The sequence below is a fragment of the Chelatococcus sp. YT9 genome (assembly GCF_018398315.1).
Classification (GTDB): domain Bacteria; phylum Pseudomonadota; class Alphaproteobacteria; order Rhizobiales; family Beijerinckiaceae; genus Chelatococcus.
In genome coordinates, this window is record NZ_JAHBRW010000002.1 from 438566 (window position 1) to 459673 (window position 21108).

The 21108-nt window shown below is 60.6% G+C and carries 20 protein-coding genes; 8 read left to right on the top strand and 12 right to left on the bottom strand.

The features are described 5' to 3' along the window. Nucleotides 1–164: 164 nt before the first annotated feature. The 6 genes from KIO76_RS22055 to KIO76_RS22080 all read right to left on the bottom strand — a co-directional run bounded on the left by KIO76_RS22055 (nt 165) and on the right by KIO76_RS22080 (nt 6882). Entirely contained in the window at nt 165–1667 is a 1503-nt protein-coding gene (locus KIO76_RS22055) for a tripartite tricarboxylate transporter permease (RefSeq protein ID WP_213325742.1), read from the bottom strand. Then, the gene (locus KIO76_RS22060) at nt 1667–2110 is read right to left on the bottom strand and encodes a tripartite tricarboxylate transporter TctB family protein (RefSeq protein ID WP_213325743.1); all 444 of its coding nucleotides are present in this window, start codon (nt 2108–2110) and stop codon (nt 1667–1669) included. The genes KIO76_RS22055 and KIO76_RS22060 overlap by 1 nt, the downstream gene beginning before the upstream one ends. A 141-nt stretch (nt 2111–2251) precedes the next feature. Then, the gene (locus KIO76_RS22065; RefSeq protein WP_213325744.1) at nt 2252–3607 is read right to left on the bottom strand and encodes an MmgE/PrpD family protein; all 1356 of its coding nucleotides are present in this window, start codon (nt 3605–3607) and stop codon (nt 2252–2254) included. 122 nt (nt 3608–3729) lie between these two features. Then, entirely contained in the window at nt 3730–4731 is a 1002-nt protein-coding gene (locus KIO76_RS22070) for an NADPH:quinone oxidoreductase family protein (RefSeq protein ID WP_502761902.1), read from the bottom strand. 5 nt (nt 4732–4736) lie between these two features. Beyond that, a complete protein-coding gene (locus KIO76_RS22075) occupies nt 4737–5720 on the bottom strand; it encodes a Bug family tripartite tricarboxylate transporter substrate binding protein (RefSeq protein ID WP_213325746.1) in 984 nt (327 codons plus the stop codon). A 184-nt stretch (nt 5721–5904) separates the two neighbouring features. After that, nucleotides 5905–6882, bottom strand: coding sequence for a Bug family tripartite tricarboxylate transporter substrate binding protein (locus KIO76_RS22080; protein WP_213325747.1), 978 nt, complete (start codon nt 6880–6882; stop codon nt 5905–5907). A gap of 186 nt (nt 6883–7068) precedes the next feature. Here KIO76_RS22080 and KIO76_RS22085 point away from each other — a divergent pair, with 186 nt between their 5' ends. After that, nucleotides 7069–8478 (top strand): CoA-binding protein, encoded by a 1410-nt coding sequence (locus KIO76_RS22085; protein WP_213325748.1) that lies wholly within the window; start codon nt 7069–7071, stop codon nt 8476–8478. Between the two features lie 41 nt (nt 8479–8519). Further along, nucleotides 8520–9149: a TetR/AcrR family transcriptional regulator gene (locus tag KIO76_RS22090; protein ID WP_213325749.1), complete on the top strand. Its 630-nt coding sequence runs from the start codon at nt 8520–8522 to the stop codon at nt 9147–9149. A 90-nt stretch (nt 9150–9239) separates the two neighbouring features. Here the strand turns inward: KIO76_RS22090 and KIO76_RS22095 are convergent, their stop codons facing one another. The 3 genes from KIO76_RS22095 to KIO76_RS22105 form a co-directional block, all read right to left on the bottom strand. Continuing rightward, a complete protein-coding gene (locus KIO76_RS22095; protein WP_213325750.1) occupies nt 9240–10544 on the bottom strand; it encodes a DUF4214 domain-containing protein in 1305 nt (434 codons plus the stop codon). Nucleotides 10545–10814: 270 nt separating this feature from the next. After that, nucleotides 10815–11597: an SDR family oxidoreductase gene (locus tag KIO76_RS22100; protein ID WP_213325751.1), complete on the bottom strand. Its 783-nt coding sequence runs from the start codon at nt 11595–11597 to the stop codon at nt 10815–10817. Continuing rightward, nucleotides 11594–11920: a nuclear transport factor 2-like protein gene (locus KIO76_RS22105; RefSeq protein WP_213325752.1), complete on the bottom strand. Its 327-nt coding sequence runs from the start codon at nt 11918–11920 to the stop codon at nt 11594–11596. The genes KIO76_RS22100 and KIO76_RS22105 overlap by 4 nt, the downstream gene beginning before the upstream one ends. 57 nt (nt 11921–11977) lie before the next feature. On the opposite strand from KIO76_RS22105, the gene KIO76_RS22110 reads away from it, so the two are divergent. After that, a complete protein-coding gene (locus tag KIO76_RS22110) occupies nt 11978–12373 on the top strand; it encodes a winged helix-turn-helix transcriptional regulator (RefSeq protein WP_213325753.1) in 396 nt (131 codons plus the stop codon). Nucleotides 12374–12480: 107 nt separating this feature from the next. Here the strand turns inward: KIO76_RS22110 and KIO76_RS22115 are convergent, their stop codons facing one another. Next, entirely contained in the window at nt 12481–12924 is a 444-nt protein-coding gene (locus KIO76_RS22115; protein WP_213325754.1) for a cupin domain-containing protein, read from the bottom strand. A gap of 44 nt (nt 12925–12968) precedes the next feature. Between KIO76_RS22115 and KIO76_RS22120 the strand changes: the two genes are divergently transcribed. Further along, nucleotides 12969–13589, top strand: a complete 621-nt coding sequence (locus tag KIO76_RS22120; RefSeq protein ID WP_213325755.1) for a TetR/AcrR family transcriptional regulator — start codon at nt 12969–12971, stop codon at nt 13587–13589. 439 nt (nt 13590–14028) lie between these two features. After that, nucleotides 14029–15879, top strand: coding sequence for an ABC transporter ATP-binding protein (locus KIO76_RS22125; RefSeq protein ID WP_213325756.1), 1851 nt, complete (start codon nt 14029–14031; stop codon nt 15877–15879). Nucleotides 15880–16022: 143 nt separating this feature from the next. Here KIO76_RS22125 and KIO76_RS22130 read toward each other — a convergent pair whose 3' ends face one another. Continuing rightward, on the bottom strand, nt 16023–16349 hold the full coding sequence (locus KIO76_RS22130) for an antibiotic biosynthesis monooxygenase family protein (RefSeq protein ID WP_213325757.1): 327 nt from the start codon (nt 16347–16349) through the stop codon (nt 16023–16025). A 23-nt stretch (nt 16350–16372) separates the two neighbouring features. Next, a complete protein-coding gene (locus KIO76_RS22135; protein WP_213325758.1) occupies nt 16373–17251 on the bottom strand; it encodes an alpha/beta fold hydrolase in 879 nt (292 codons plus the stop codon). A 401-nt stretch (nt 17252–17652) separates the two neighbouring features. Between KIO76_RS22135 and KIO76_RS22140 the strand changes: the two genes are divergently transcribed. From KIO76_RS22140 to KIO76_RS22150, 3 genes are all read left to right on the top strand, one after another. Then, nucleotides 17653–18258 carry an ANTAR domain-containing response regulator gene (locus tag KIO76_RS22140; RefSeq protein ID WP_213325759.1) on the top strand — a complete coding sequence of 202 codons (606 nt, stop codon included), beginning with the start codon at nt 17653–17655 and terminating at the stop codon, nt 18256–18258. Then, on the top strand, nt 18255–19484 hold the full coding sequence (locus KIO76_RS22145) for a CmpA/NrtA family ABC transporter substrate-binding protein (protein WP_213325760.1): 1230 nt from the start codon (nt 18255–18257) through the stop codon (nt 19482–19484). Before KIO76_RS22140 ends, KIO76_RS22145 begins: the two co-directional genes overlap by 4 nt. A gap of 308 nt (nt 19485–19792) precedes the next feature. Next, a complete protein-coding gene (locus KIO76_RS22150; RefSeq protein WP_502761903.1) occupies nt 19793–21106 on the top strand; it encodes an MFS transporter in 1314 nt (437 codons plus the stop codon). Nucleotides 21107–21108: the final 2 nt, after the last annotated feature.

A 21108-nucleotide genomic window follows, 5' to 3' on the forward strand; every position in this document is an offset into this window, starting at 1 on the left:
GGCCGGAGAGGCGGGAGGTCGCTCCGCATAAGCGGCGGCATCTTATCAGATTTCGCGCTTTGAAATCCATTTCATTGAGCCAGGCGCGGGCCTCCGACAGAGCTCTTGGACCACTGCTGCGTGGTCGCGCTGCCGCTCTTCGCCCGCAAATACAATTGCTCGCCTCATTCTTCCTGAAAGGCCTCCTCACGCTTCGCGCGGATCATCGGAGAGATGATCATGGCCAGAAGGAGGGCTGCGAGAATAAGGAAAACGAGGCTGGTCGGGCGGGTGACGAAGACGCTCCAGTCGCCGCGCGAGAGAAGCAGTGTACGGCGCAAATTTTCCTCGAATAGCGGGCCGAGGATGAACCCGAGGATTAGCGGCGCCGGTTCGCAGTTGATCTTCGTGAGGATGTAACCGACCACCCCGAAAAATGCCATCACCAGCACTTCGAAGGAGGCGTTGTTCACGCCATAGACCCCGATCACGCAGAACATCAGGATAGCGGGAAACATCAGGCGATAGGGCACCTTCAACAGGCGGACCCAGATGCCGATGAGCGGAAGGTTGATGACCAGCAGCATCAGATTGCCGAGCCACATCGAAGCGATCAGCCCCCAGAAGAGCTGAGGCTGATTCCGAACCACTTCCGGCCCCGGTTGTATGCCATGGATCATGAGCGCGCCGGCCATCATCGCGATCAGGGCGTTGCCCGGAATACCGAGCGTCAGGAGAGGGATGAAGGACGTCTGAGCACCCGCGTTGTTCGCAGCCTCCGGGCCCGCAACCCCCTCGACGGCACCCCGGCCAAAGCGGCGCGGCGTCTTGGAGAGCTTTTTCTCGATGGTGTAGGACGCGAAGGACGACAGAAGGGCACCGCCGCCCGGCAGAACGCCGAGCAAGGAACCAAGTGCCGTGCCGCGCAGGGCCGGTTTCCATGATCGTTTGAAATCATCACGGGTCGGCCAAAGCGTACCGATCGCTTCCGTCCGAACGACCGCGGACTTCGATTCCAGGTTCACCATGACCTCGCGGATGCCAAAGAGGCCCATGGCGAGCGCAACGAACTCGATACCATCCGCAAGATCGATGAGATTGAAAGTGAAACGGCGCTCCCCAGAGTTGATGTCGGTTCCGACGATCCCGAGCAGCAGCCCCATGACGACCATCGCGATCGCCTTCAGGAGCGATCCCTGGGCCAGGACCACGGCGGCGATGAGGCCGAAGAGCATCAGAGAACAGTATTCGGCGGGCTGGAAGCTCTCGGCGATGGCCGTCAGCGGCGGCGTGAACGCGACGATAACGAAGGTGGCGATGGTGCCGGCCACCATTGAGGCGAGCGCCGCCACGGCCAGTGCAGCGCCTGCGCGGCCTTGCCTCGCCATCTGGTAGCCGTCGAGGCAGGTGACGACGGATGAGGATTCCCCCGGCATGTTCACGAGGATCGATGTCGTGGAGCCTCCATATTGGGCGCCGTAGTAGATGCCCGCCAGCATGATGAGGGCCGTGGTCGGATCGAGATAGAACGTGATGGGCAAGAGCATCGCGACCGTTGCCAACGGACCGATCCCAGGCAGGACGCCGATAAGCGTTCCAAGCAGTGCCCCAAGGAAGCAGAAGCCAATGTTGACGGGCGTCAAGGCGATCGAAAAGCCGAGCGCGAGGTTACTGAGGATATCGCTCATCAGGGCCACACCTTCATAGGCAGACCGACGCCGTAGATGAAGACGACGTAGCAGAACACGATTGCACACAGAATGAGGATGGGAATTTCTCTGTAGCGCGTCTCGCGACTGGCCAGCATGCTGATGCCGAGAAGCATCGCCAGCGAAATAACGAGGCCCGCCCTTTCCAGCAACAGGGCGAACACAACGATCCCGAGCGTCGGCAGCACCAGGACACGCCACTGGATCGGATCGATCTCCTCACGCTCCGTCTCGCGCATCGCGCCGATAATCTGAACCAATCCAAGCACGACCAGGATGATGGATAGGATCAGCGGAAAATAGCCCGGCCCCATCTCGCTGGGCGTGCCGGTCTCATAATTTCGCCCGATGGCCAGCCCGAGCGCGCCCACCGCTAGGATGAAAAGCCCGGCGAGGAAATCCTTCGATCGTAAGAGTAGCATCGCTATCCTCCCTAGAAGTCTGTGCACGGCTGGTCATCAGGTCGTTCTGATCCTGCCGGGCGTGCGTCATGGCCTTGGACGCGGCGGCAGCACAGGACGATCCGGACCATCCCATCGTCTTTGTGACTGGCGCCCGCCTCTTCATCCCGGCTTCAGCGTCTCGACCAGTCCGTCGAAGTCCTGAACATCCTCAAGAGCAGTAAGCCGGCCAAATGCATCGCGTGCACGCTGGCGGCCAAGGGTACGTTCGGCACAGGACAAGAATTTCTCTTCCAGCTCCGATTGCCCGAGCGGGTGGGCAGGGTGCCCGATGGCTTCCTCCACATGGCGGGAGAATACGCGGCCGCCCTTCAGCGTCACCGTCACGGTGCTCGGATAGACGCCGTTGCGGTAGATGAGCGCCGGATCGACGGAAGTAGCAACCCTGCCCATGAGCGCCTGCACATCAGGGGCCGTCACCCGATCGGGCTCGAACTGATCGAGACCGCAGGCTCCGTCAAGCGCGGCAACAGCGAGGCAATATTCCATGCTGAACTTCGCCTGCAACGGCGTGGTCGGTTGGCGATACGTCAGGATGTCGGCTACGAGAGCGATCGTCGTGCAGCGGATCGACTCGATCTCAGTTGCTGTGAAACGATGATCTTGCAGAAGCGCCAGCAGAGCGTCGAGGGCGGAGTGGGTGCAGCCACAGCACGGGAAGCGCTTGATGCTGACCCCAGACGATTCGATCTCCAGAGTGCCTCCAAAGGAAAAGCCCTCCACCTGTCCCTCGCCGCGGAAAACGTCGATGAAGCCGTGCGTCCCGTCGAGGGCTGCAGGATCTGTCGCAAGGCCTGCTTTCGCCAGATGAACTGCAACGACACCATTGCGCGCCGCCATGCCCGCATGGAGCGGCTTCACCATCGAACCGAAGTTCTTCCGGATACCCGCGCTACTGGACGCCGCAACACCGATCACCGCGATGATCTCCCGTTCCGACAGCCCTGCGACCCGTGCGCCGGCGAGCGCAGCCGATAGCGTGCCTAAGGTGGAGGTCGCGTGCCATCCCGCCTCGTAATGTGACGGGTTCATGCGACGGCCAAGGCCAGCTGCGATTTCCAGTCCAAGCGCGTAGGCTACGATGATATCGCGGCCACAGATCTGCCGTCCGGTTCCCAGTGCGGCTGCCGCCGCCACCATCGGTACAGAGGGATGGCCAATCATCGCAAGTGATGAATCATCGAAGTCAAAGGCATGCCCAGCGGTGCCGTTTGCGAAGGCCGCGGCAGTTGGCGAGGCAAGCGTATTCGTTCCCAGAATGACGGCCGGGCCGTCCTTTCCGTCGAGAGCAACGGCTTTCCGGACGATGGCCGCCTCCGCGCTGCCCGCGCCCGCCAGGATGCAGCCGAAAGCGTCGATGATCGACAGCTTCGCGCGCTCTCCGGCAAGCGCCGAGAGATCCTCGTAGCAGAGTTCAGATGCAAGGCGTGCAAAACCGTCTGTTACGGTACCCGTCATCGAAATTCCATTTGATGGAACTGATTTCAATATTGATACATGAGTTGGACTCGGGATTAAAGCGATCCTTTTGACCGCACCGAGTGGAAACCGTGCAGGTGCTGCCTTTCCGGCGCCCGACTTCAGGTCCCGGACGTCAGTACAACATGGCCGATCGTTTCCCGATCGAGCACTGTCCGGAAAGCATCGGCAACGTGTTCCAGCGGATAGCTCGCCGCCACGATAGGCTTGATCTCGCCGCGGCCGTGCATCTCGCCAAGGCGCGTGAAGATCGCCCGGATGTCCGGCTCGAATCTGTTGCGCTCATCAATCTTATAATAACCCATGTAGAGACCGACGATGCTGATGTTCTTCACGAGCACAAGGTTCGCCGGTATTGTCGGGATCGTTCCGGAAGCAAAACCGATCGGCAGGATGCGTCCCCCCGGTTTCAGGCACCGCAGGGCCTCGCCGAAGATCACGCCGCCCACCGGGTCAAGCGCACAATCGACGCCCACACCCTCGGTGACCCGCATCACCGCTGATTTCAGCGAGGCAGGATCCGCACTAAGGACGACGTCAGCCCCGCGCTGGCGCAAACATGCGCGCTTGGCTTCCGAGGAGGCGCTTGCAATAACCCTCGCTCCGAGTGCTTTCGCCATTTCCAGAGCAGCGATGCCGACGCCGCCCGCCGCGCCGGTAACAAGCAGTGTCTCGCCTCCCTGGATATTCAGAAGACGCGGCCACGTGAGGGCTGCGAGTGCGGAGTTATACGACGTATTGAGCGTGGCCGCCTCGGCGTAGCTCATCGCATCCGGGATGGGGTAGACATTCGCCGCGTGGGCGCATGCTTCTTCGGCGAGCCCCCCATATTCCAACGAGGCCAGAACCCGCTGGCCCACTGCAAGCCCACGATCCGCACGGCCACCGATTTCCACAATGTCTCCGGCGATCGTATTGCCGGGAACGAAGGGCAAGGTCGGGCGCCGCTGGTATCGCCCTGCCACCAGAAGTGACAAGGCAAATGTCACCGGCGCCGCACGCATGCGGATCCGGACCTGGTCAGGCGAGCATATCGGTCGGGCAACTGCCGAAACAAACAAGGCAGCCGGTTCGCACCATTCCGAGATCTCGACCGCCCGCATCGATCCTATTTCACTTCGATCTTTGCCGCTTCGATGATTGTCTTCGTTGTCGCTGTTTCCTCGTCGACGACCTTCCGAAAGTATTCGCGATCGCCGCCTTCGGCGAGGAAGCCGAGGTCGACGAGTTGCTTCTTGATGGTTTCGTTCTCCAGCATCTTGTTAACGTCAGCGTTGATCTTCTCGAGGATGTCAATTGGCGTTTTTGCCGGCGCCAGAAGCCCGAACCATGAATTGTAGGTGAGCTCGACCCCATTCTCCTTGAACGTCGGCAACTGGGGCAGCGAGGGGATGCGTTCGCTCGATAGCGCGCCGAGCGCAACGGCCTTGCCTGCCTCGACCTGCGGCATGACGGTTGAGGGAGCGCCGATATACATCTGCACCGTATTGGCGATAATCGCCTGCATGACCGGCGCAGCACCATTGAACGGAATATGCTTGAGGTCAACGCCGGCGGCGAGCTTGAACATCTCGGCTGCCAAATGAGGAGCGCTGCCGATCGCGGAGGTGCCGTAGTTCAGCTGACCTGGCCGGCTTTTCGCAAGCGCAATGAAGGACTTAATATCCTTGACGCCGACACCCGTGCTGACCACCATGACCTGGGGCGCAATGCCAACGAGCGCCACAGGCGCGAAATCGCGTGCCGTGATATAGGGCGTGGTGCTCGGATTGAGCAACTCGTATGTGCCATGCGAGGCGTTGTTGCCAAGGATCAGCGTGTAACCGTCGGGCTTGGCGCGGGCGACATAGTCGGAACCGATCGTGCCCGATGCACCAGCCCGGTTTTCAGCGACGACCGGCTGGCCCCAGCTTTCCGATAAACTCTGTGCGACGAGGCGCCCGAGAAGGTCGGTTGGACCACCAGGTGGATAGGGTATGATCAGTTTGACCGGCTTGTCAGGGTAGGCCGGCTGCGCCGTCGCGCCACCGCCGGTCACAACCGCCGCGACCGCGATCACGGCCGCGCCCCGTATGATCGTTCTTCTTTTCATCGGCTTTCCTCCCTGCGGACGGCGAGCGGACCTTCATTGGAGGCAACGGACGTGTAGCGATCCGGCTCCGGGCTGTCGCGCCGGATGGGTGCCCGATCGGTTGCTACCCCAGCATCACCCTCCATCGCGCCCAACGCATTGCACGCCATCGATGGGCGGGCGCCGGCCCTGCACACCAGGATTCCTATTTCACCGCGATTTTAGCGTCTTGAAGAAGCTTCTTGGTGCGATCCACCTCGCCTTCAAGCATGGTCGTGAACTCGGCGCGCGTACCAAGCTTGCGCTCGAAACCGAGCTTGGCCATCTCTGTCTTGACATCGTCGCCGGCTAACACCTTCGAGACATCAGCATTGATCTTGTCGAGAACGGCAGGTGGCACCTTGGCCGGAGCGAGGAGGCCATACCAGGAGTCGTAGGCGACATCGACGCCTTCCTCGCGAATGGTCTTGACGTCCGGAAGGGCCGAGATGCGCTCGGAAGCGACGGCGCCGATCAGCGTCGCCTTGCCCGCCTGAACATGAGGCATGACGCTCGAGACACCGCCCATGTAGACTTGGACCGAATCTGAAAGAAGTGCCTGAATGGCCGGTGCGGTGCCGTTGAAAGGAATATGCTTCATATCGATGCCGGCAGCGATATTGAGCATTTCCGAAGCGAAATGCGGCGCGCTGCCAATTGCCGCCGAAGCATAGTTCACCTTGCCCGGATTGGCCTTCACATAGGCCACGAACTCCTTGATATCCTTCGCGGGAACGTTCTTGTTGATGATCATGACGAGGGGCGCGACGCCGACGAGGGACACTGGAGCGAAGTCCTTCATCGTATGGTATGGCGTCACGGATGGATTGAGCAATTCGTATGCGCCATGGGAGGCATTGTTCCCAAGCACCAGCGTATAGCCATCGGGCTCAGCACGCGCGACCGCGTCGGAGCCGATTGTCCCCGACGCGCCAGCCTTGTTGTCGACGACGACCGGCTGCTTCCACAGGTCGGAGAGCCGCTGTGCCACAAGCCGGCCAACAAGGTCCGTGGGACCGCCCGGTGGATAAGGGATGACGAGCTTGACAGGCTTTGTCGGAAAATCCGCAGCTGATGCGCCAGCAATACTTCCCACCAGCGCGAGCGTCGCCCCAGCCACCAGCAGTGCGCGTCTCTTGATCATGCTCCGTCCCTCCCTGTTATGCAGCCGCTTTCGCGGAGATTGACAAGAGAATATCTACTCGTGAGTATAACGCAAGGGGGCGATTGACAGGCGGAAGAAGTCAATATTCCCGGCTGGGGCGGACATTGCCGCCTTTCCTAAGCATCCGGCCTCACTGAAATTTACCCGCTGGTACGGAGCCTGCCTATGTCAGACGCAGCCCGGGAACTCTATTCGAAGGAGGCTCTCACCCCTCTCATTAGCCCGCGCTCGATCGCGGTGATCGGTGCGTCCGACCGCGCCGGTTCGCTCGGCGCGCGCGTCATGGCCAACCTTGGCGACTACAGCGGGGCGGTGTTCCTGATCAGCGAGAGATTGAAGGAAATTGGCGGTCAGCGATGCCATGCGAGCATTCGGGAAATATCCGAACCGGTCGATTGTGCCGTGCTCGCGGTGCCAGCTTCGGCGATCGAGGCGGTCCTTGAGGATTGTGCGGCCGCCAAGGTTCGCTCAAGCATCATCTTCGCCTCCGGATATGCTGAGCTCGGCACCGAAGAAGGCCTCGCCGCGCAGGAGCGATTAAAGATGATCGCCCATGCCGCAGGCATGAGGCTGGTCGGGCCCAATACGACCGGCATCGCCAACCTTGTCAGCGGCGCTCATTGCGGCTTTGCCGAGTTCCCGCACGGCTACAGCCCGCGCAACGGAACCATCGCTCTCGTTTCCCAATCCGGCGCAATCGCGCTTGGTCTGTCCCAGGCGGCCGAACGTGGCTCGTCGCTGAGCCACGTATTGACCGCGGGCAATTCAGTCGATGTCGATATCGCCGACTATGTCAGCGCGCTCGCTGATAATGAAACCGTCGACGGCATCGCGCTCGTGTTTGAAGGCCTGACCTCGGGGGATCGACTGGAAAGGGCGGCAGCAGCGGCTGCGAGGGCCGGCAAACCCATCGCCGTCACAAAGCTTGGATCGTCACGTCTTGGCGCTGAAGCGGTCGCCTATCACACCGCGTCAAAGGTGGGTTGTCCACGTGAGTGGTCGGCGCTCTTCGCCCGGTGCGGAATGGTCGAAGTCGAAGACCTCGCCCGCCTTATCGAAACCGCGACGTTCCTCGCCAAGTTCAGGAACCTGCCCAAGCCAGCCGTGGCACCAGCTGTCGCGATCCTTGCCAGTTCCGGAGGTATGGGGATCCTGGCAGCTGACGCTGCGGAACGGAACGGCGTGGCGACACCCCAGCCATCCGAGCGCACGAGGATGCGCCTGGCCGAGGTCATTCCACCCTTCGGGTCGCCCCGCAACCCGTGCGATGCCACCGCCCAGGCGACCTCCAATCCGCGATCCATCCTGGCTTCCGCGGCCGCGCTTCTTTCGGACAACCGTTTCGACGCGTTGGTTCTCGTTTGGGCAAAAGCATGGGCGTCGCCCTATTTCCATGACCTTTCGGATGTTGCAAAAACCTGCGGCAAGCCGCTTTGCTTGGTCTGGATGAGCCAATGGGGCGACGGCCCCGGATCTGGAGAAGCAGAACGCCTGCCAAACGTCGCCTTGTTCCGATCGCTCGATTCGTGCATGGCTGCAATAAGAGGCTGGGCGGGTGCGCGGGGTGATGTGTGACGGACGGACCACGGGTGAGAATTCCGAAGCGAGGGAAGCGTATGACGGACGCAACGACGGTGCGGGAGATCTCCCCAGATGCGCGGGAGGCGAAGCGCTACGCCATTCTGACCGCCGCCGCACGGATCTTCAACGAGCGCGGCTATCACTCGACGTCGATGTCGGACGTCGCCGATGCCCTCGGGGTCAGCAAGCCGTTCCTTTATTACTATATAAAGGACAAGGAGGACCTGCTCTTCCAATGTTCCAATATCGCAACGATCGAGCTTGCTGCCCTGCTCGACGATGTCCGTAACGCGGACGTCAGCGGCTGGGAGCGGCTGGAAATGCTCTTCCGCCGCTATATCAATGTCATGACGACCGATTTCGGCATGTGCCTCATCCGTAACACGGCCCCCGGCAACATGGCTGAAGACAGGCGGGAGAAGCTCTGGACGGGGCGGCGGCGCCTGAACCGTGAAGTCGAGCGCATCATCGCGCAGGGTATCGCCGACGGTTCGATCCGCAGTTGTGATCCGCAAAAGCTCTCCTTCGCTATGTTCGGAGCATTCAACTGGATCACCTTCTGGTATCGCACCACAGGCCCCCAGAAGCCCGAGGCCATAGCGGATTATTTCCTCGACATATTCGCACGCGGCGTCATGGCCTCCGCGGAGGCTGAAGAGCACTGATGCGCGGATATCTTCAGGCGTAGAGGTCAGCGTGGGCGCGAGGGCGGGCGGATCGTGAGTTACAGCCAGCGGGAGCGATAGCTGAACGCATCACGCCATTTGGACATCCAGCCAAATGCCGTTCGAGATTGCCCCAATGGAATTAGCCTTGCTTTCCGCGCTCTCCGAAAAACCGATAAGGAGATCTGTCATCGTTGCGCCATCCTCCATGGCGCCGCTCCAGAATGCATAGCCTGCTTCGTCCGGCTGACGGCCGAACACGTTCTCATAGAGAAGCTGAATAACCTGATGGCTGGTTGGGCTTTGGCCGTACAGGCCAACGAACTCGGACGACGAAGCAAATGACTGAGCCAGATCTCTTAGGCCCACCCCACGGTCCATCGCGATGGTCCAGAAACTCAGGCCACTTTGGTCAGGTAATCGGTCCAACGCGGCCTTGTACATTCGATACGCTTGGCCTGCATTGCCGTCTAGGTCGAGCGCCAGAATGCGATCCGTAAAAGCAATCCGCTCTGCTGTGTTGATGAATGCGTTATAGGAATTATCTGCATTACTGACGGATAGAACTTCGTCATCATAAGAGAACTGATAGGCGACACTATCGGTTCCGAACGTGACGATATCAAATCCTGCTCCGGCGTCCAGCGTCTGTCCAGACAAAGGAGCATCAAGAATATCGGAGTTGCGGGTCCCGATTCCGAGGTCAGCCAAGATCGCAAGATCAAGATCACTGATTGGATACTCGGTCGCAAACTTGAAGACGATGCCGTTCATCAGGTCGTCTGCCAGTTCCACGCCAGGATGCGGCGCGGAGTTTCCGAGGTGAAAAATGTTTCCATATGTCAGGGGCACAGGGCCTCCATAAATTTTTGCGGCATTCACGCCTTCAAAATATGGAAGGCCATCCCTCATGAGCACATGCGAGTCGAAGGGAGATTGATAGTCGCCGGGAAGCACCCCGGTCGTGTAATCACGCCATCCGGCGAAACCTATGCCGTGAGCCAGCTCATGGACAATGGTGGATATGGCGCTCACCTTGTCGGGCTCGACGTTGCCACCAAAATACAGGCCGTTGCGGAGATGGTTTATGTCAGCTTGCACAAGAATATCGTATTCCATGCCGGAACTGACCCCGGTTCTCAGCTCATACGCAGCGGCGCTTTCCCAGACCGCCAACCCGCCTTTTGTGCCGATATTCAGTGTAGATGCTGGTCCGCCTTGAAATCTTCCACTAATTGTCTGGTCACGAATCTCCAATCGAACATTGAGCGTAACATTGGCCGTCAACGCGGACGACCAAGCCCGGAAAGCCGTCGCAAAATCAGCGAGGACAAGGTCAAGCAGGCCCTGCTCTGCTCCGGCATCATTCATCACATCGATCGTGTAATCGATCATGTTTACGCCCTCGCGTGAGAAGACCTTGTTTTTATTCATTCATACAAGCCGGGGGCGCGGACTTCAATATTGGGCAATATCGGGGGCTTAGCCGAATTCGTTGGCCGGCTGGCATCCCGGCCCGATTATCTGAAACTGTCGCCGCTCCCCGTCACGCGCTCCCTGCGGTGCCACAGAGCGGAAGCGTCGCGCCGGCGCTACGGAGGCGTTACCCTCCATTGTTTCGCGGGAACCGGCCGCTTGCTCGAAGCCAGAGCGCATTCACTCTTATCACGACGTTGGTATTGTGCCGCCGTCGATCACGAGTTCCGTGCCGGTCACCGCGCCGGCGCGCGGGGAGACAACAAACGCAATGAGATCGGCGACCTCTGCCGGCTTCGCAGGCCGGCCGAGCGGAATTCCTCCCAGCGAATCCATGATGATCCGCTTCCCTCCTTCGTAGTCGGTGCCCGCCTCCAAGGCCAATCGCTCAGCCATTGCAACCGCTGCCTTGGTTTCCACCCATCCCGGTGAAACCCGCACCACACGAATGCCCTTCGCCGCAACCTCCTTCGACAGGCTCTTGCTGTAGGTGGACAGCGCGGCCTTCGCCGCCGCATAGGCTGTCGTTGATTCAGGAAGCGGCAGGCGGCTTTGGATCGAGGTGACATGCACAATCACGCCGCGTCCTTGCGCGATCATCCCCGGCAAAAGCGCGCGATCGAGCCGGACAGCCGGCATCAGGTTCCAATTCCATTCCCTCGACCATTCCGCATCGTCCAGCGCGGCGAACCCGCCGCCGGATGCGGAGGAGCCGCCGACCACATGGACGACGATGTCCACCCCGCCGAGATGATCGAGAGCACCCGCCGCAACCCGGGCACAGCCTTCAGCCGTCGCAATGTCGGCGGTGATGAAGTGGACCCCTTGCCCGGAACCCGCTGGCACAGTGCGAGCGGTCGTCACGACGCGCGCTCCGGCCTCACGCAGCACATCGACCACAGCCGCACCGATACCCTTGGTTCCGCCCGTTACCAGGGCACGTGCGCCCTCCAGGCCGAGATCGAAGCTCATGCCGTGATCTCCAGCCGCGCTATCAGGTCGTGTTGCAGAACAAACGCATAGCGGAGATCGACCGGACTGCCGGGGAAGTTGCCGGCGACACGGGCGGTGACCACAGTTTGGGCGTTTTGCTCGCTCACTTCAAACGGGGTGGCGGTATAGCTGTATTTGGCGGAAGCTTCCGTTTTCCACTTACGGATGGCGTCGCGGCCCTTATGGGTCCGGTGCTCGTCGATGACCACAGCGTTTTCGCTGAAGCACATCGCAATCGCGCCGCCATCGTCCTGATCGGCCGCAAAATAGGCAGCGATAGGCCTCGGAAGGGAAATTGGCATGGCAGCTCTTCTCCGATTTGAGTTGTTTCGGAGCTTAGATCACCCTAGCCTTCCCATATGACAAGAACAGACGAAAAAGTAAGGTACTTACCGGAAGGTAACCCTTCTCACGGTTATACACGCGAAACGGCGGCCGAAGGGGTTGAGAACGCCTTGAAGCTGCTCGAAGGGCGATGGAAGCTGATCATCCTGTTCCACCTCTTCGGTGGCGCGGTCATGCGGTTTTCCGACCTCGAGCGGGCAATTCCCGCCGTATCGCAAAAAATGCTGATTCAGCAGCTTCGCCAGATGGAGAGCGACGGCATCATCAAGCGCATCGTTCACCATCAGGTGCCGCCAAAGGTCGAATACTGCCTGACCGAATGGGGGCAGGCCCTCTGCCCGGCCCTTGATGCGCTGTTATCATGGGCCGCGCAGCGCGGGGTGGTGGGCTCACCCCCCGCTGCCGACTGAAGAGCTATCCTGCATAAAGGCCCAAGGGAGAAGGTTCTCGTGGGGAATTCGGGACATGTGAGTGCCCCGGGGCCGTACAATACTGCCACGGAACGCCCGCGTGCTCATCATTGTTGAATTATAACGCCCAGGCCCCTGGCCTGCGCGATAAGCCGGGGGATGTCTGGGGGGTTGTCAGCCGGCGGGGGGAAATCACGCGCTCCCACGGGCATGGGCTCGCCCAACGTTGCGAAGAATTCCGCATGGATCCTGCCAGGGATGTTGAAGATAAACATCCGAGCGGGGCTATCGCCGATATTCTTCAACGCGTGCACAGCGCCATTCGGGATCTGCACCACGTCGCCCGCCTTCGCGATGCGCTCCTGGCCATCGACATCGAAGGCATAGGTGCCTTCCAAAATGCAGAAGACCTCATTGTCCCCTGGATGGGTATTGGGTGGCACGCCGGCGCCTGGCGCAGTGAGCACGTCCACAAGGCAGTAGCCCATTTCGCCCCGTGCATGAAAGCGGATCAGATTGCCGAACAGATGGTAGGTGTCAGTTTCGCTCATAGTAGCCCCTTGCAGTGCAACATTCTTTATGAGACATTTTTCTCATGATGAGATCAGATAATCAAGATGGAATCGAGGGCACCAGGGAGCGGGAGCGCCTCGGCCAGAAGTTGCGCACCCGCCGCGATCTGCTGGCTGCTGCGCGCGCGCTGATCGACAGGGGCGCCGAAGTCAATTTGGCAGCGGTGGCAGACGAGGCTGGCATTTCGCGCGCCACGGCCTATCGTTACTTTTCCGATGCCGCCGCTCTCGCTCTTGAGGCTGTGCTGGACGGGATTGTGTCCGTGCCGGAGAATATCATCCCGGAGGGGTCGCCCGTCCGGGACCGCGTGCACGCGGTGCGGCGCTACTGGCTCGCGTTCTGTCGCACCTCGGAGAACCGCCTGCGCATCTTTGCGGCCCGCGCCATGGAATCAGGCGCAGAGGGTGCTCCCCGCTATCAGCGTTATGCCCGTCGACTACCGATGTTCATCGAAGCCCTTTCGCCCGTCTCCGCAACGCTGGGGGAGAAGAGGACCAACGAACTCGCGCTGCTTCTCGCCGCCACCTCAGGCTTCGAGAACTATATCACCATGAAGGATATTCTGCGGCTCAACGAAGAGCAGATCGAGACCTATTCTGAAACAATTCTGGACGCACTCTTGGAGAAATATGGCGTTTCGTGAGCCCGCTTCTAGGGCAGAGTGCTCTGGCAACGCTCCTCGGAAAATTGGCTCCGCGGCCCGGCTGCTTGATCATTTCTGTATCAATTCAGGTTAGACTTTCTGTCAGTGGCCAGCGCGAAGGGGCCAGATAATGCCACTCGGGCCTGAAGCCGGCGGTTGACACAGGGGTAACTGACCACGCATTCTCCGCGCTGCACATCTTATCGCCAAATGCTTGTCCCTGCGGCGAGACCTACGACAGAGCGGTGGGATCCTGGCCTAGTTCAGGAATGTCAATCTCCGTCCCCTGCCATAACGCCTCGCTCCGCGGAGCGCGGTCGTCGGAAACGTCGACCCCAACTAGCTCCCTCCATCTGTTCGCGTTTAGTACCAGGAGGTGCCTGACCAACTCTCGGGCGATTCTCTCCCCGCGTATCATCGCGACCGCTGCTGAGATGCCATGTCCTTTTCAGATTTCATCTATCGGCCCTTCGAGACGCTCATTCATCCGCTCGGGTTTCCTGTAAAGCCGCTGCCCACAAGCGGTCCATTCGCCCTCCTCAAGCACTTCGCCTCGCTGTTCCGGACCGTGCTCGTCGCCGTCGCTCTCCTCATGATCGCCGTGGAGGGCATTAATCTCGCGACCATCTGGACCATCTCCTTCGTCGTCGACGGCGTGACCGCGAGCGGCGCGAGGGCTTTCCTCGGAGAGGAATGGCCGACGCTGGTCCTCCTGGGCGTCTTGATCTTCCCCGTCCTGCCGCTGCTGATCTTTCTCGGCAACGCACTGAACTCGCAGGCTGTGGCGGTGTGCATGCCGGCCACCATCCAGTGGCAAGGCCATAAGGCTGTGGAGCGTCAGGATCTCGCCTTCTTCCAAGACCTGTTCGCGGGGCAGGTCGCGGCGCGCATTTCCCAAGTCGCTTCAGCGGTGCAGCAGCAAATTGTGGTGGCGTTCTATCAGGTCCCGCTCTTCCTGGTGCAGTTTGTCGGGTCACTGGCTCTGCTCGGGGCACTATGCTGGCCGTTGGCACTGCCAGTGTTCGTCTGGATCGTGGCCAACATCTTCCTCGCCGTTGTTGCCGTGCCCCATTTTTCCGAGCGGTCGCGCCGAACGGCCCGGGCGCGCGGCCTCATATTCGGCGCGATGACCGACGTCTACAGCAACATCCAGATGGTGAAGCTGTTCGCAGCCGAGGACAGCGAAGCGGGCGCGATGCGGACGTTCATGACGAACGCGATCGAGACCCAGCAACGCGAGAGACGGATTCATCTGACCACGGATACGACCGTGATCCTCCTCAACACCTTGCTTGTGCTCGCTAATTTTGCCATCGGCTTCTGGGGCCTGGCCGCTGGTTTCGTCACGATCGGCCAGTTCGTCGCGTCCATCGCCATTGTGCAGCGCCTGAGCGCTAATTCCCGTGCCTTCCTCCAGATGGGGCAACAGATCTTCCAGGCCGTGGGCACGATCCGTGACGCCATGCCCGTCATGACGACCCCGCCCACCATCATCGACTCGCCCGATGCCCAGCCGCTCAAGGTGGACGCAGGCCAGGTCGAATTCAGAAATGTCCATTTTGCCTACCGAGAGGGAAAAACCGTCATCGAAGATCTCTCGCTGACGGTGCGAGCCGGCGAGCGCGTCGGCTTGGTCGGCCTCTCGGGAGCTGGCAAGTCGACGCTGGTCAGCCTGTTGTTGCGTTTCTTTGAACTCAAGGACGGCACCATCCGGATAGACGGGCAGGACATCCGCTCCGTTACACAGGCAAGTCTGAGAGAGAGCATCGGCGTGGTGACCCAGGACGTTTCATTATTGCATCGCTCCGTAGGTGATAATATTCGCTACGGCCGCCCGGATGCGTCCCCGGCAGAGGTCAGGCAGGCTGCCATGCTCGCCGAAGCCGACGGATTCATCACATCCTTGAAGGACGGCGAGGGTCGCACCGGCTACGACGCCTTTGTGGGAGACAGAGGCGTCAAGCTTTCGGGCGGTCAGCGCCAACGGGTAGCGATTGCCCGCGTGCTGCTCAAGGATGCGCCCATCCTCGTTCTGGACGAGGCGACTTCGGCGCTCGACAGTGAAGCCGAGGCGGCAGTTCAGGACAAGCTCGCCCTCCTCATGCAAGGCAAGACGGTGATCGCCATAGCCCACCGTCTGTCGACGATTGCCAGCATGGATCGCATCGTTGTCCTCGACCAGGGTCGCATCGTCGAGGAAGGCACACCGCAGGCCCTGCTTGAGCGCGACGGCCTTTACGCCCGTCTCTGGAAACGACAGACCGGCGGTTATATCGCCGATAAGATCTAGTATCTGAACCAAAGTGATCCGGGGCAGGATAGGGGCTCACGCCTGCGCCCTCGAAAGAACGGGCTCGGTGCCGGAGGGGATCGTTCTGGCCACTGCTCTTCCAATCGTCGGGGCGCCGGTATGGCGCATCCCCAGCAGACACATCATCGCAACTCCCGCTCATCAACGAGGATGCGATGAATTTCAATACGTTCGGGCAGTTCAATCAGGAGTTCTTCGTCACGGGGGAGATGGTGCACCGCCTCCGGATCCCCCTTCGTGAAGGCAACCATCGCGTCCATGTCTGCCCAGTATGAAATGGTCGTGAACCAGGTCTCGCCCTCGCGATCCTCCCGAAAGAGCTGGACGCCCAGCGCGGTCTTCTCCAGCGGAGGGACGCCTTCGGCTCGGTTGTAAGCCTCGTATTCGTCGGCCATCTGAGGCTTGGTTCGGCCGCGCCAAATCCGCGCGATTGTGGGCGTGGTGGGCATGCTGGTTCTCCTGCGTTTGTGCTTCAGCGAAGGGTACGCGAGAGGAAGCTGCGCACGAGCGGCAGCGCTTGATCGAAATGGGTCTCAAGCAGCCAGTGTCCTGCATCCGGCAAAAGATGAAGTTCGGCGTGCGGGATATCGCGGAGATACGCTCGCGCGGATTCTTCGGGCATGTAGCCGTCCTGCGGACCCCATACGATCAACGTCGGGGGATGGTGCTCACGAAGATAAGCCTGATAGCGGGGAAACCAAGCAAGATTGCCCTCCAGCTTCTCCATCAATCCGACCGCAACCTGGCGGCGCACGGGCGTATCCATCAGCGGCCAATGCAGTTTCCAGAGGTCCGGCGGCACCCGCGCAGCCACCGCCTCGGACACTTCACCGATGAACTCCGCCCGGAAGCCTTCTTCGCTCACCGCCTCCCCAAGCGGCCGGTGCGTCTCGTCGTTCTTGTTCTCCCACCACGCTTTGATGGTTGCGTATTTGGGGCCTAGCACATCCTCGTAAATATCACCGTTCTGGATAATGAGCGCGGCGATCCGATCCGGACGGGCGATGGCGTGGCGAAGACCGATCTGCGAGCCGTAGTCATGCAGCCACAGCGCGTAATGGTCGAGGCTCAAATGATCCGCGACCTCGCTCAGCACGTCCGTATACGCATCGAAGTCATAGCCGAATTCCGAGGGGTCGGGCGTACTGCTGTAGCCGAAGCCCGGCCAGTCGAACGCAATAGTGCGCCAATGGTCGGCCAGCGCGGGCATGAGTTGGCGGAACTGGAAGGATGAGCACGGATACCCATGAGGGAGAAGCAGCACGGGTCCGCCCGCCGGGCCGGCCTCGCGGACAAAGATCCGATGCCTCCCGACTGCCACAGTTCGATGTCGCACGAAGCTGTTGGGCATGATGAACCTCCAATAGCGATGCATCGCCGGGTTTGTTTGAGGGTGACGGCTGAAGTCCCGCCTACTCGGCGCTACACCTATCCCTGCGAGCCGCCCACGTTCAGCAACCGTTAGTCACGTTCACATCGCAAGGCCGCCCGATCGGTCGCCAGCCGAGCCATAACGCAGGCCCGCCAACGGATCTTCCAGGAGCGGGCCCTTGCAAACCTTGTTGTGAAATCGCGGCTTGCGCGACTTGTTCCCTGAACGCGGCCTCCTGCGTCAGGCAGCGATCGAGGCCGACGGCCATTCATGATCCCTCCTCCGCCTGCTTCAACGCCTTCGCGCCGGACCCTTGCAAAAGCATCCTTCTGCGCCTTTGCCGCATTGCACAAAAACTATCTCGCGGCATGATGGGTCACATGAATTCCGCCTCGGCCCTCAAGATCCTCGTGATCGACGACAACCGCGTCCGCGTCTCCATCATTGAGGCGGGCTTGCGCGATGCTGGCTATGATCAGGTGACCCTCGTCAACGACGTGGCGGGCATTGCGCGGCGTATCCAAGAGCTCGAGCCGGATGTCATCATCATAGATTTGGAAAATCCCAACCGCGATATGCTGGAGGACATGTTTCAACTTTCGCGCGCGGTGAAGCGCCCAATCGCGATGTTCGTGGATCGGTCGGACAGTGCCTCCATCGAAGCGGCGGTCGATGCGGGAGTATCGGCTTACGTTGTTGATGGACTGCGGAAGGAGCGGGTGAAGCCCATCCTCGATATGGCGATCAGCCGCTTCAATGCGTTTTCGCGTATGGAGCGGGAGCTGGAAGAAGCACGCAGCGAACTCGAAAACCGCAAGTTGATCGAAAGGGCCAAAGGCATCCTGATGAAGTCGCGCGGCCTGTCGGAAGACGGAGCCTATGCGTTGTTGCGGAAGACTGCGATGAACCAGAACCGGAAGATCGCCGAGATCGCCCAAAGCCTGATCACGGCAGCCGGACTTCTCGGCCCAGGAGGCGAGGAATGAGCGTCGTTGAACGCGTGACAGCAGGGTTCCTCCCGCTCCTCGACAGCGCGGTGCTCGTGACTGCTCGGGAAAAGGGCTTCGCCGCAAGTGAGGGCATCGAGCTTGTTCTGATCCGTGAGAATTCGTGGGCGAGTATCCGGGACCGGCTCGCAGTGGGTCACTTCGATGTCGCCCATGTCCTGGCGCCGATGCCGATTGCCTTCAACCTCGGACTTGCGCCGCTTGCCGCGCGCACCGTGGTTCCCATGGCTCTGGGCCTCGGCGGAAATGCGATCACGGTCTCCCTCGATCTGTGGCGATCCATGCGCGAGCGTGGAGCTTCCGAAAGCTTCGAACCGGCCTCTACCGGCGCAGCGTTGCATGACGTCATCGAAGACAGAGCACGAGGAGATGGCGAGCGTCTTCGCTTTGCAGTCGTTCATCCCCATTCGGGGCACAATTACGAACTGCGCTACTGGCTTGCCGCCTGCGGGATAAATCCCGATACGGATGTCAATATCGTCATCGTTCCTCCGCCGCTGATGGCCGACGCGCTGACGTCGGGCCGCATTGACGGCTATTGCGTCGGCGAGCCCTGGAACACCGCTGCGATCGCCAAGGGCGGCGGCCGTATCGCGACAATCAAGGCTGCAATCTGGAAATCAAGCCCTGAAAAGGTTCTTGGCGTATCAGCTGCTTGGGCCGAACTCCATCCGCAGACACTTTCCGCGCTGCTGCGTGCAGTCTATCGCGCCGCGCAATGGTGCGCGGACACGGCCAATCGCGAGGAGCTGAGCGCTCTTCTCGCGCAACCGGCCTATATTGGAGCGCCTGCCGAATGGCTACTGCCCGCACTCTCGGGCCGGATCGCTACCGGAGACGGGAGCGTGATCTCGGCTCCCGATTTCTTCCTCACTTACGCGAAGGCGGCAACATTCCCCTGGAAGAGCCACGCGCTCTGGTTCTACAGCCAGATGGTACGGTGGGGGCAGGTCAACCCAAGCCGGGCAAATGACGCGATAGCCCACGAGACCTATCGGCCGGATCTGTACCGGGCCGCCCTGAAATCCCTCGGCGCTGCATTGCCCACCGCTAATTCAAAGGTCGAGGGCGCGTTGACGAGGGAGACGCCGGTGGGCTCCGCTGGCGCCAGTCTCATTCTCGGCCCGGATGGCTTTTTTGATGGCAGGGTTTTCGACCCGGACAAACTTGCCGATTACCTCGTTGCGCAAACGGCGGCTAGATGACCTCAAGCGAACGCTGCAGCGCACAAATTTTATGCGCCAGACGGTCCCCGTGATCGCGATTTCATCGCAACCGGGTCGCGGTTGGTCGCGCTTCATATCTCAAGCTATTGATACTTCTACCTTCTCATCGCCGTAGTCGGACTGGCACGGCTCGTGCTTAGCACCATACAGGCCCACTGACGGGCCAACATATTCGCGTCCAATGGCGGGCGCGCCGAGGCAAAGCCGCCGAGCAGAGGTCCCTTCGCGTCTGACGCGACAAGGATCCGTGCTCGGCGGCTTTTTTTTCAGCCACAGCACGGTCCTACATGTCGCCCATGGAGCCCAAAATGACCGAAACCGCAGGAGCCCACCCCGATCCCTTCGCCGGCAAAGCTCTTTCAGTGTCGACCATCGCCTTCACCGTATGCTTCGCCGTCTGGACGATCTTCTCGATCATCGGGGTGCGGATCAAACAGGATCTTGGTCTTAGCGACACCGAGTTCGGTCTCCTTATCGGCATGCCCGTCCTCACCGGCTCGCTTGTACGCATCCTGCTCGGCATCTGGACAGACCGTTATGGCGGACGTCTGGTTTACACAGCCACAATGCTCGCGGCTGCTTTAGCCACCTTCCTCCTGGCCTTCGCAACCACATATGCATCAATGCTCGCCGCCGCGCTTGGCGTCGGTCTCGCGGGCGGCTCCTTTGCTGTCGGCGTCGCCTATGTCTCTCGCTTCTATCCGGCCGCGAAGCAAGGAACGGCACTCGGGATCTTCGGCGTCGGCAACGTCGGGGCGGCGGTCACCAAATTTGCCGCACCCTTCGTGCTGATCGCCTGGGGCTGGCAGAGCGTCGCGCTCATCTGGGCCACAGCGCTGGCAGCGATGGCCATCATCTTCTGGTTTTCGACCGAAGATGATCCGGTGATCCGCAAGCGCCGCACCACAGGCGCCGGCCCGGCGCGTTCATTCGCGGCCGAATTCGCACCCCTGGCCGACATTCGTGTGTGGCGCTTCTCGCTCTATTATTTCTTCGCATTCGGCGGCTTCGTTGCTCTATCGCTTTGGCTGCCGCGCTATCTCATCGGCGTCTATGGTTTCGATCTCGCCACCGCCGGCATGGTAGGCGCCGCATATTCCATCCCCGCGTCTGTTTTTCGCGCCTATGGAGGTGTGCTCTCTGACCGGATCGGCGCCCGCAGCGTGCTTTACTGGACCTTTGGCGTCAGCGCCATTGCCGCCGCTGTTCTTTCTTTACCTGCTGCTGACTATAGCGTCCGAGGTATAGAGGGGCCGATTACATTTCATTTCGAGATTGGACCAATAACCTTCATCGCTGTGGCTTCCATTCTCGGCTTCTTCATGAGCCTCGGCAAGGCCGCCGTCTACAAGCATATTCCCGTCTATTATCCCGGCAATGTTGGCGCCGTCGGTGGCCTGGTCGGCATGATCGGCGGCCTGGGCGGCTTCATCCTGCCCATCGCCTTCGGCGCTCTCAACGACCTGACTGGCATCTGGTCGAGCTGCTTCATGCTTCTCTTGATCATCGTGGCCGCGTGCTTCGGCTGGATGCATGTCGCCATACGGCGGATGGAGCGTGCGGCAGACGGCACGGTGGTGCTTGCGGCAGCTGCCGAATGAAC

Excerpts from the sequence above, each read along its gene's own strand:
- KIO76_RS22105 (WP_213325752.1), bottom strand. The coding sequence starts at position 11,920 with ATGCCAATTTCCCTTCCGAGGCCTATCGCTGCCTATTTTGCGGCCGAT.
- KIO76_RS22135 (WP_213325758.1), bottom strand. The coding sequence starts at position 17,251 with ATGCCCAACAGCTTCGTGCGACATCGAACTGTGGCAGTCGGGAGGCAT.
- KIO76_RS22110 (WP_213325753.1), top strand. The coding sequence starts at position 11,978 with ATGACAAGAACAGACGAAAAAGTAAGGTACTTACCGGAAGGTAACCCT.
- KIO76_RS22150 (WP_502761903.1), top strand. The coding sequence starts at position 19,793 with ATGTCGCCCATGGAGCCCAAAATGACCGAAACCGCAGGAGCCCACCCC.
- KIO76_RS22070 (WP_502761902.1), bottom strand. The coding sequence starts at position 4,731 with ATGCGGGCGGTCGAGATCTCGGAATGGTGCGAACCGGCTGCCTTGTTT.
- KIO76_RS22090 (WP_213325749.1), top strand. The coding sequence starts at position 8,520 with ATGACGGACGCAACGACGGTGCGGGAGATCTCCCCAGATGCGCGGGAG.
- KIO76_RS22080 (WP_213325747.1), bottom strand. The coding sequence starts at position 6,882 with ATGATCAAGAGACGCGCACTGCTGGTGGCTGGGGCGACGCTCGCGCTG.
- KIO76_RS22065 (WP_213325744.1), bottom strand. The coding sequence starts at position 3,607 with ATGACGGGTACCGTAACAGACGGTTTTGCACGCCTTGCATCTGAACTC.
- KIO76_RS22120 (WP_213325755.1), top strand. The coding sequence starts at position 12,969 with ATGATGAGATCAGATAATCAAGATGGAATCGAGGGCACCAGGGAGCGG.
- KIO76_RS22055 (WP_213325742.1), bottom strand. The coding sequence starts at position 1,667 with ATGAGCGATATCCTCAGTAACCTCGCGCTCGGCTTTTCGATCGCCTTG.
- KIO76_RS22075 (WP_213325746.1), bottom strand. The coding sequence starts at position 5,720 with ATGAAAAGAAGAACGATCATACGGGGCGCGGCCGTGATCGCGGTCGCG.
- KIO76_RS22125 (WP_213325756.1), top strand. The coding sequence starts at position 14,029 with ATGTCCTTTTCAGATTTCATCTATCGGCCCTTCGAGACGCTCATTCAT.
- KIO76_RS22085 (WP_213325748.1), top strand. The coding sequence starts at position 7,069 with ATGTCAGACGCAGCCCGGGAACTCTATTCGAAGGAGGCTCTCACCCCT.
- KIO76_RS22060 (WP_213325743.1), bottom strand. The coding sequence starts at position 2,110 with ATGCTACTCTTACGATCGAAGGATTTCCTCGCCGGGCTTTTCATCCTA.
- KIO76_RS22115 (WP_213325754.1), bottom strand. The coding sequence starts at position 12,924 with ATGAGCGAAACTGACACCTACCATCTGTTCGGCAATCTGATCCGCTTT.
- KIO76_RS22100 (WP_213325751.1), bottom strand. The coding sequence starts at position 11,597 with ATGAGCTTCGATCTCGGCCTGGAGGGCGCACGTGCCCTGGTAACGGGC.
- KIO76_RS22145 (WP_213325760.1), top strand. The coding sequence starts at position 18,255 with ATGAGCGTCGTTGAACGCGTGACAGCAGGGTTCCTCCCGCTCCTCGAC.
- KIO76_RS22095 (WP_213325750.1), bottom strand. The coding sequence starts at position 10,544 with ATGATCGATTACACGATCGATGTGATGAATGATGCCGGAGCAGAGCAG.
- KIO76_RS22130 (WP_213325757.1), bottom strand. The coding sequence starts at position 16,349 with ATGCCCACCACGCCCACAATCGCGCGGATTTGGCGCGGCCGAACCAAG.
- KIO76_RS22140 (WP_213325759.1), top strand. The coding sequence starts at position 17,653 with ATGAATTCCGCCTCGGCCCTCAAGATCCTCGTGATCGACGACAACCGC.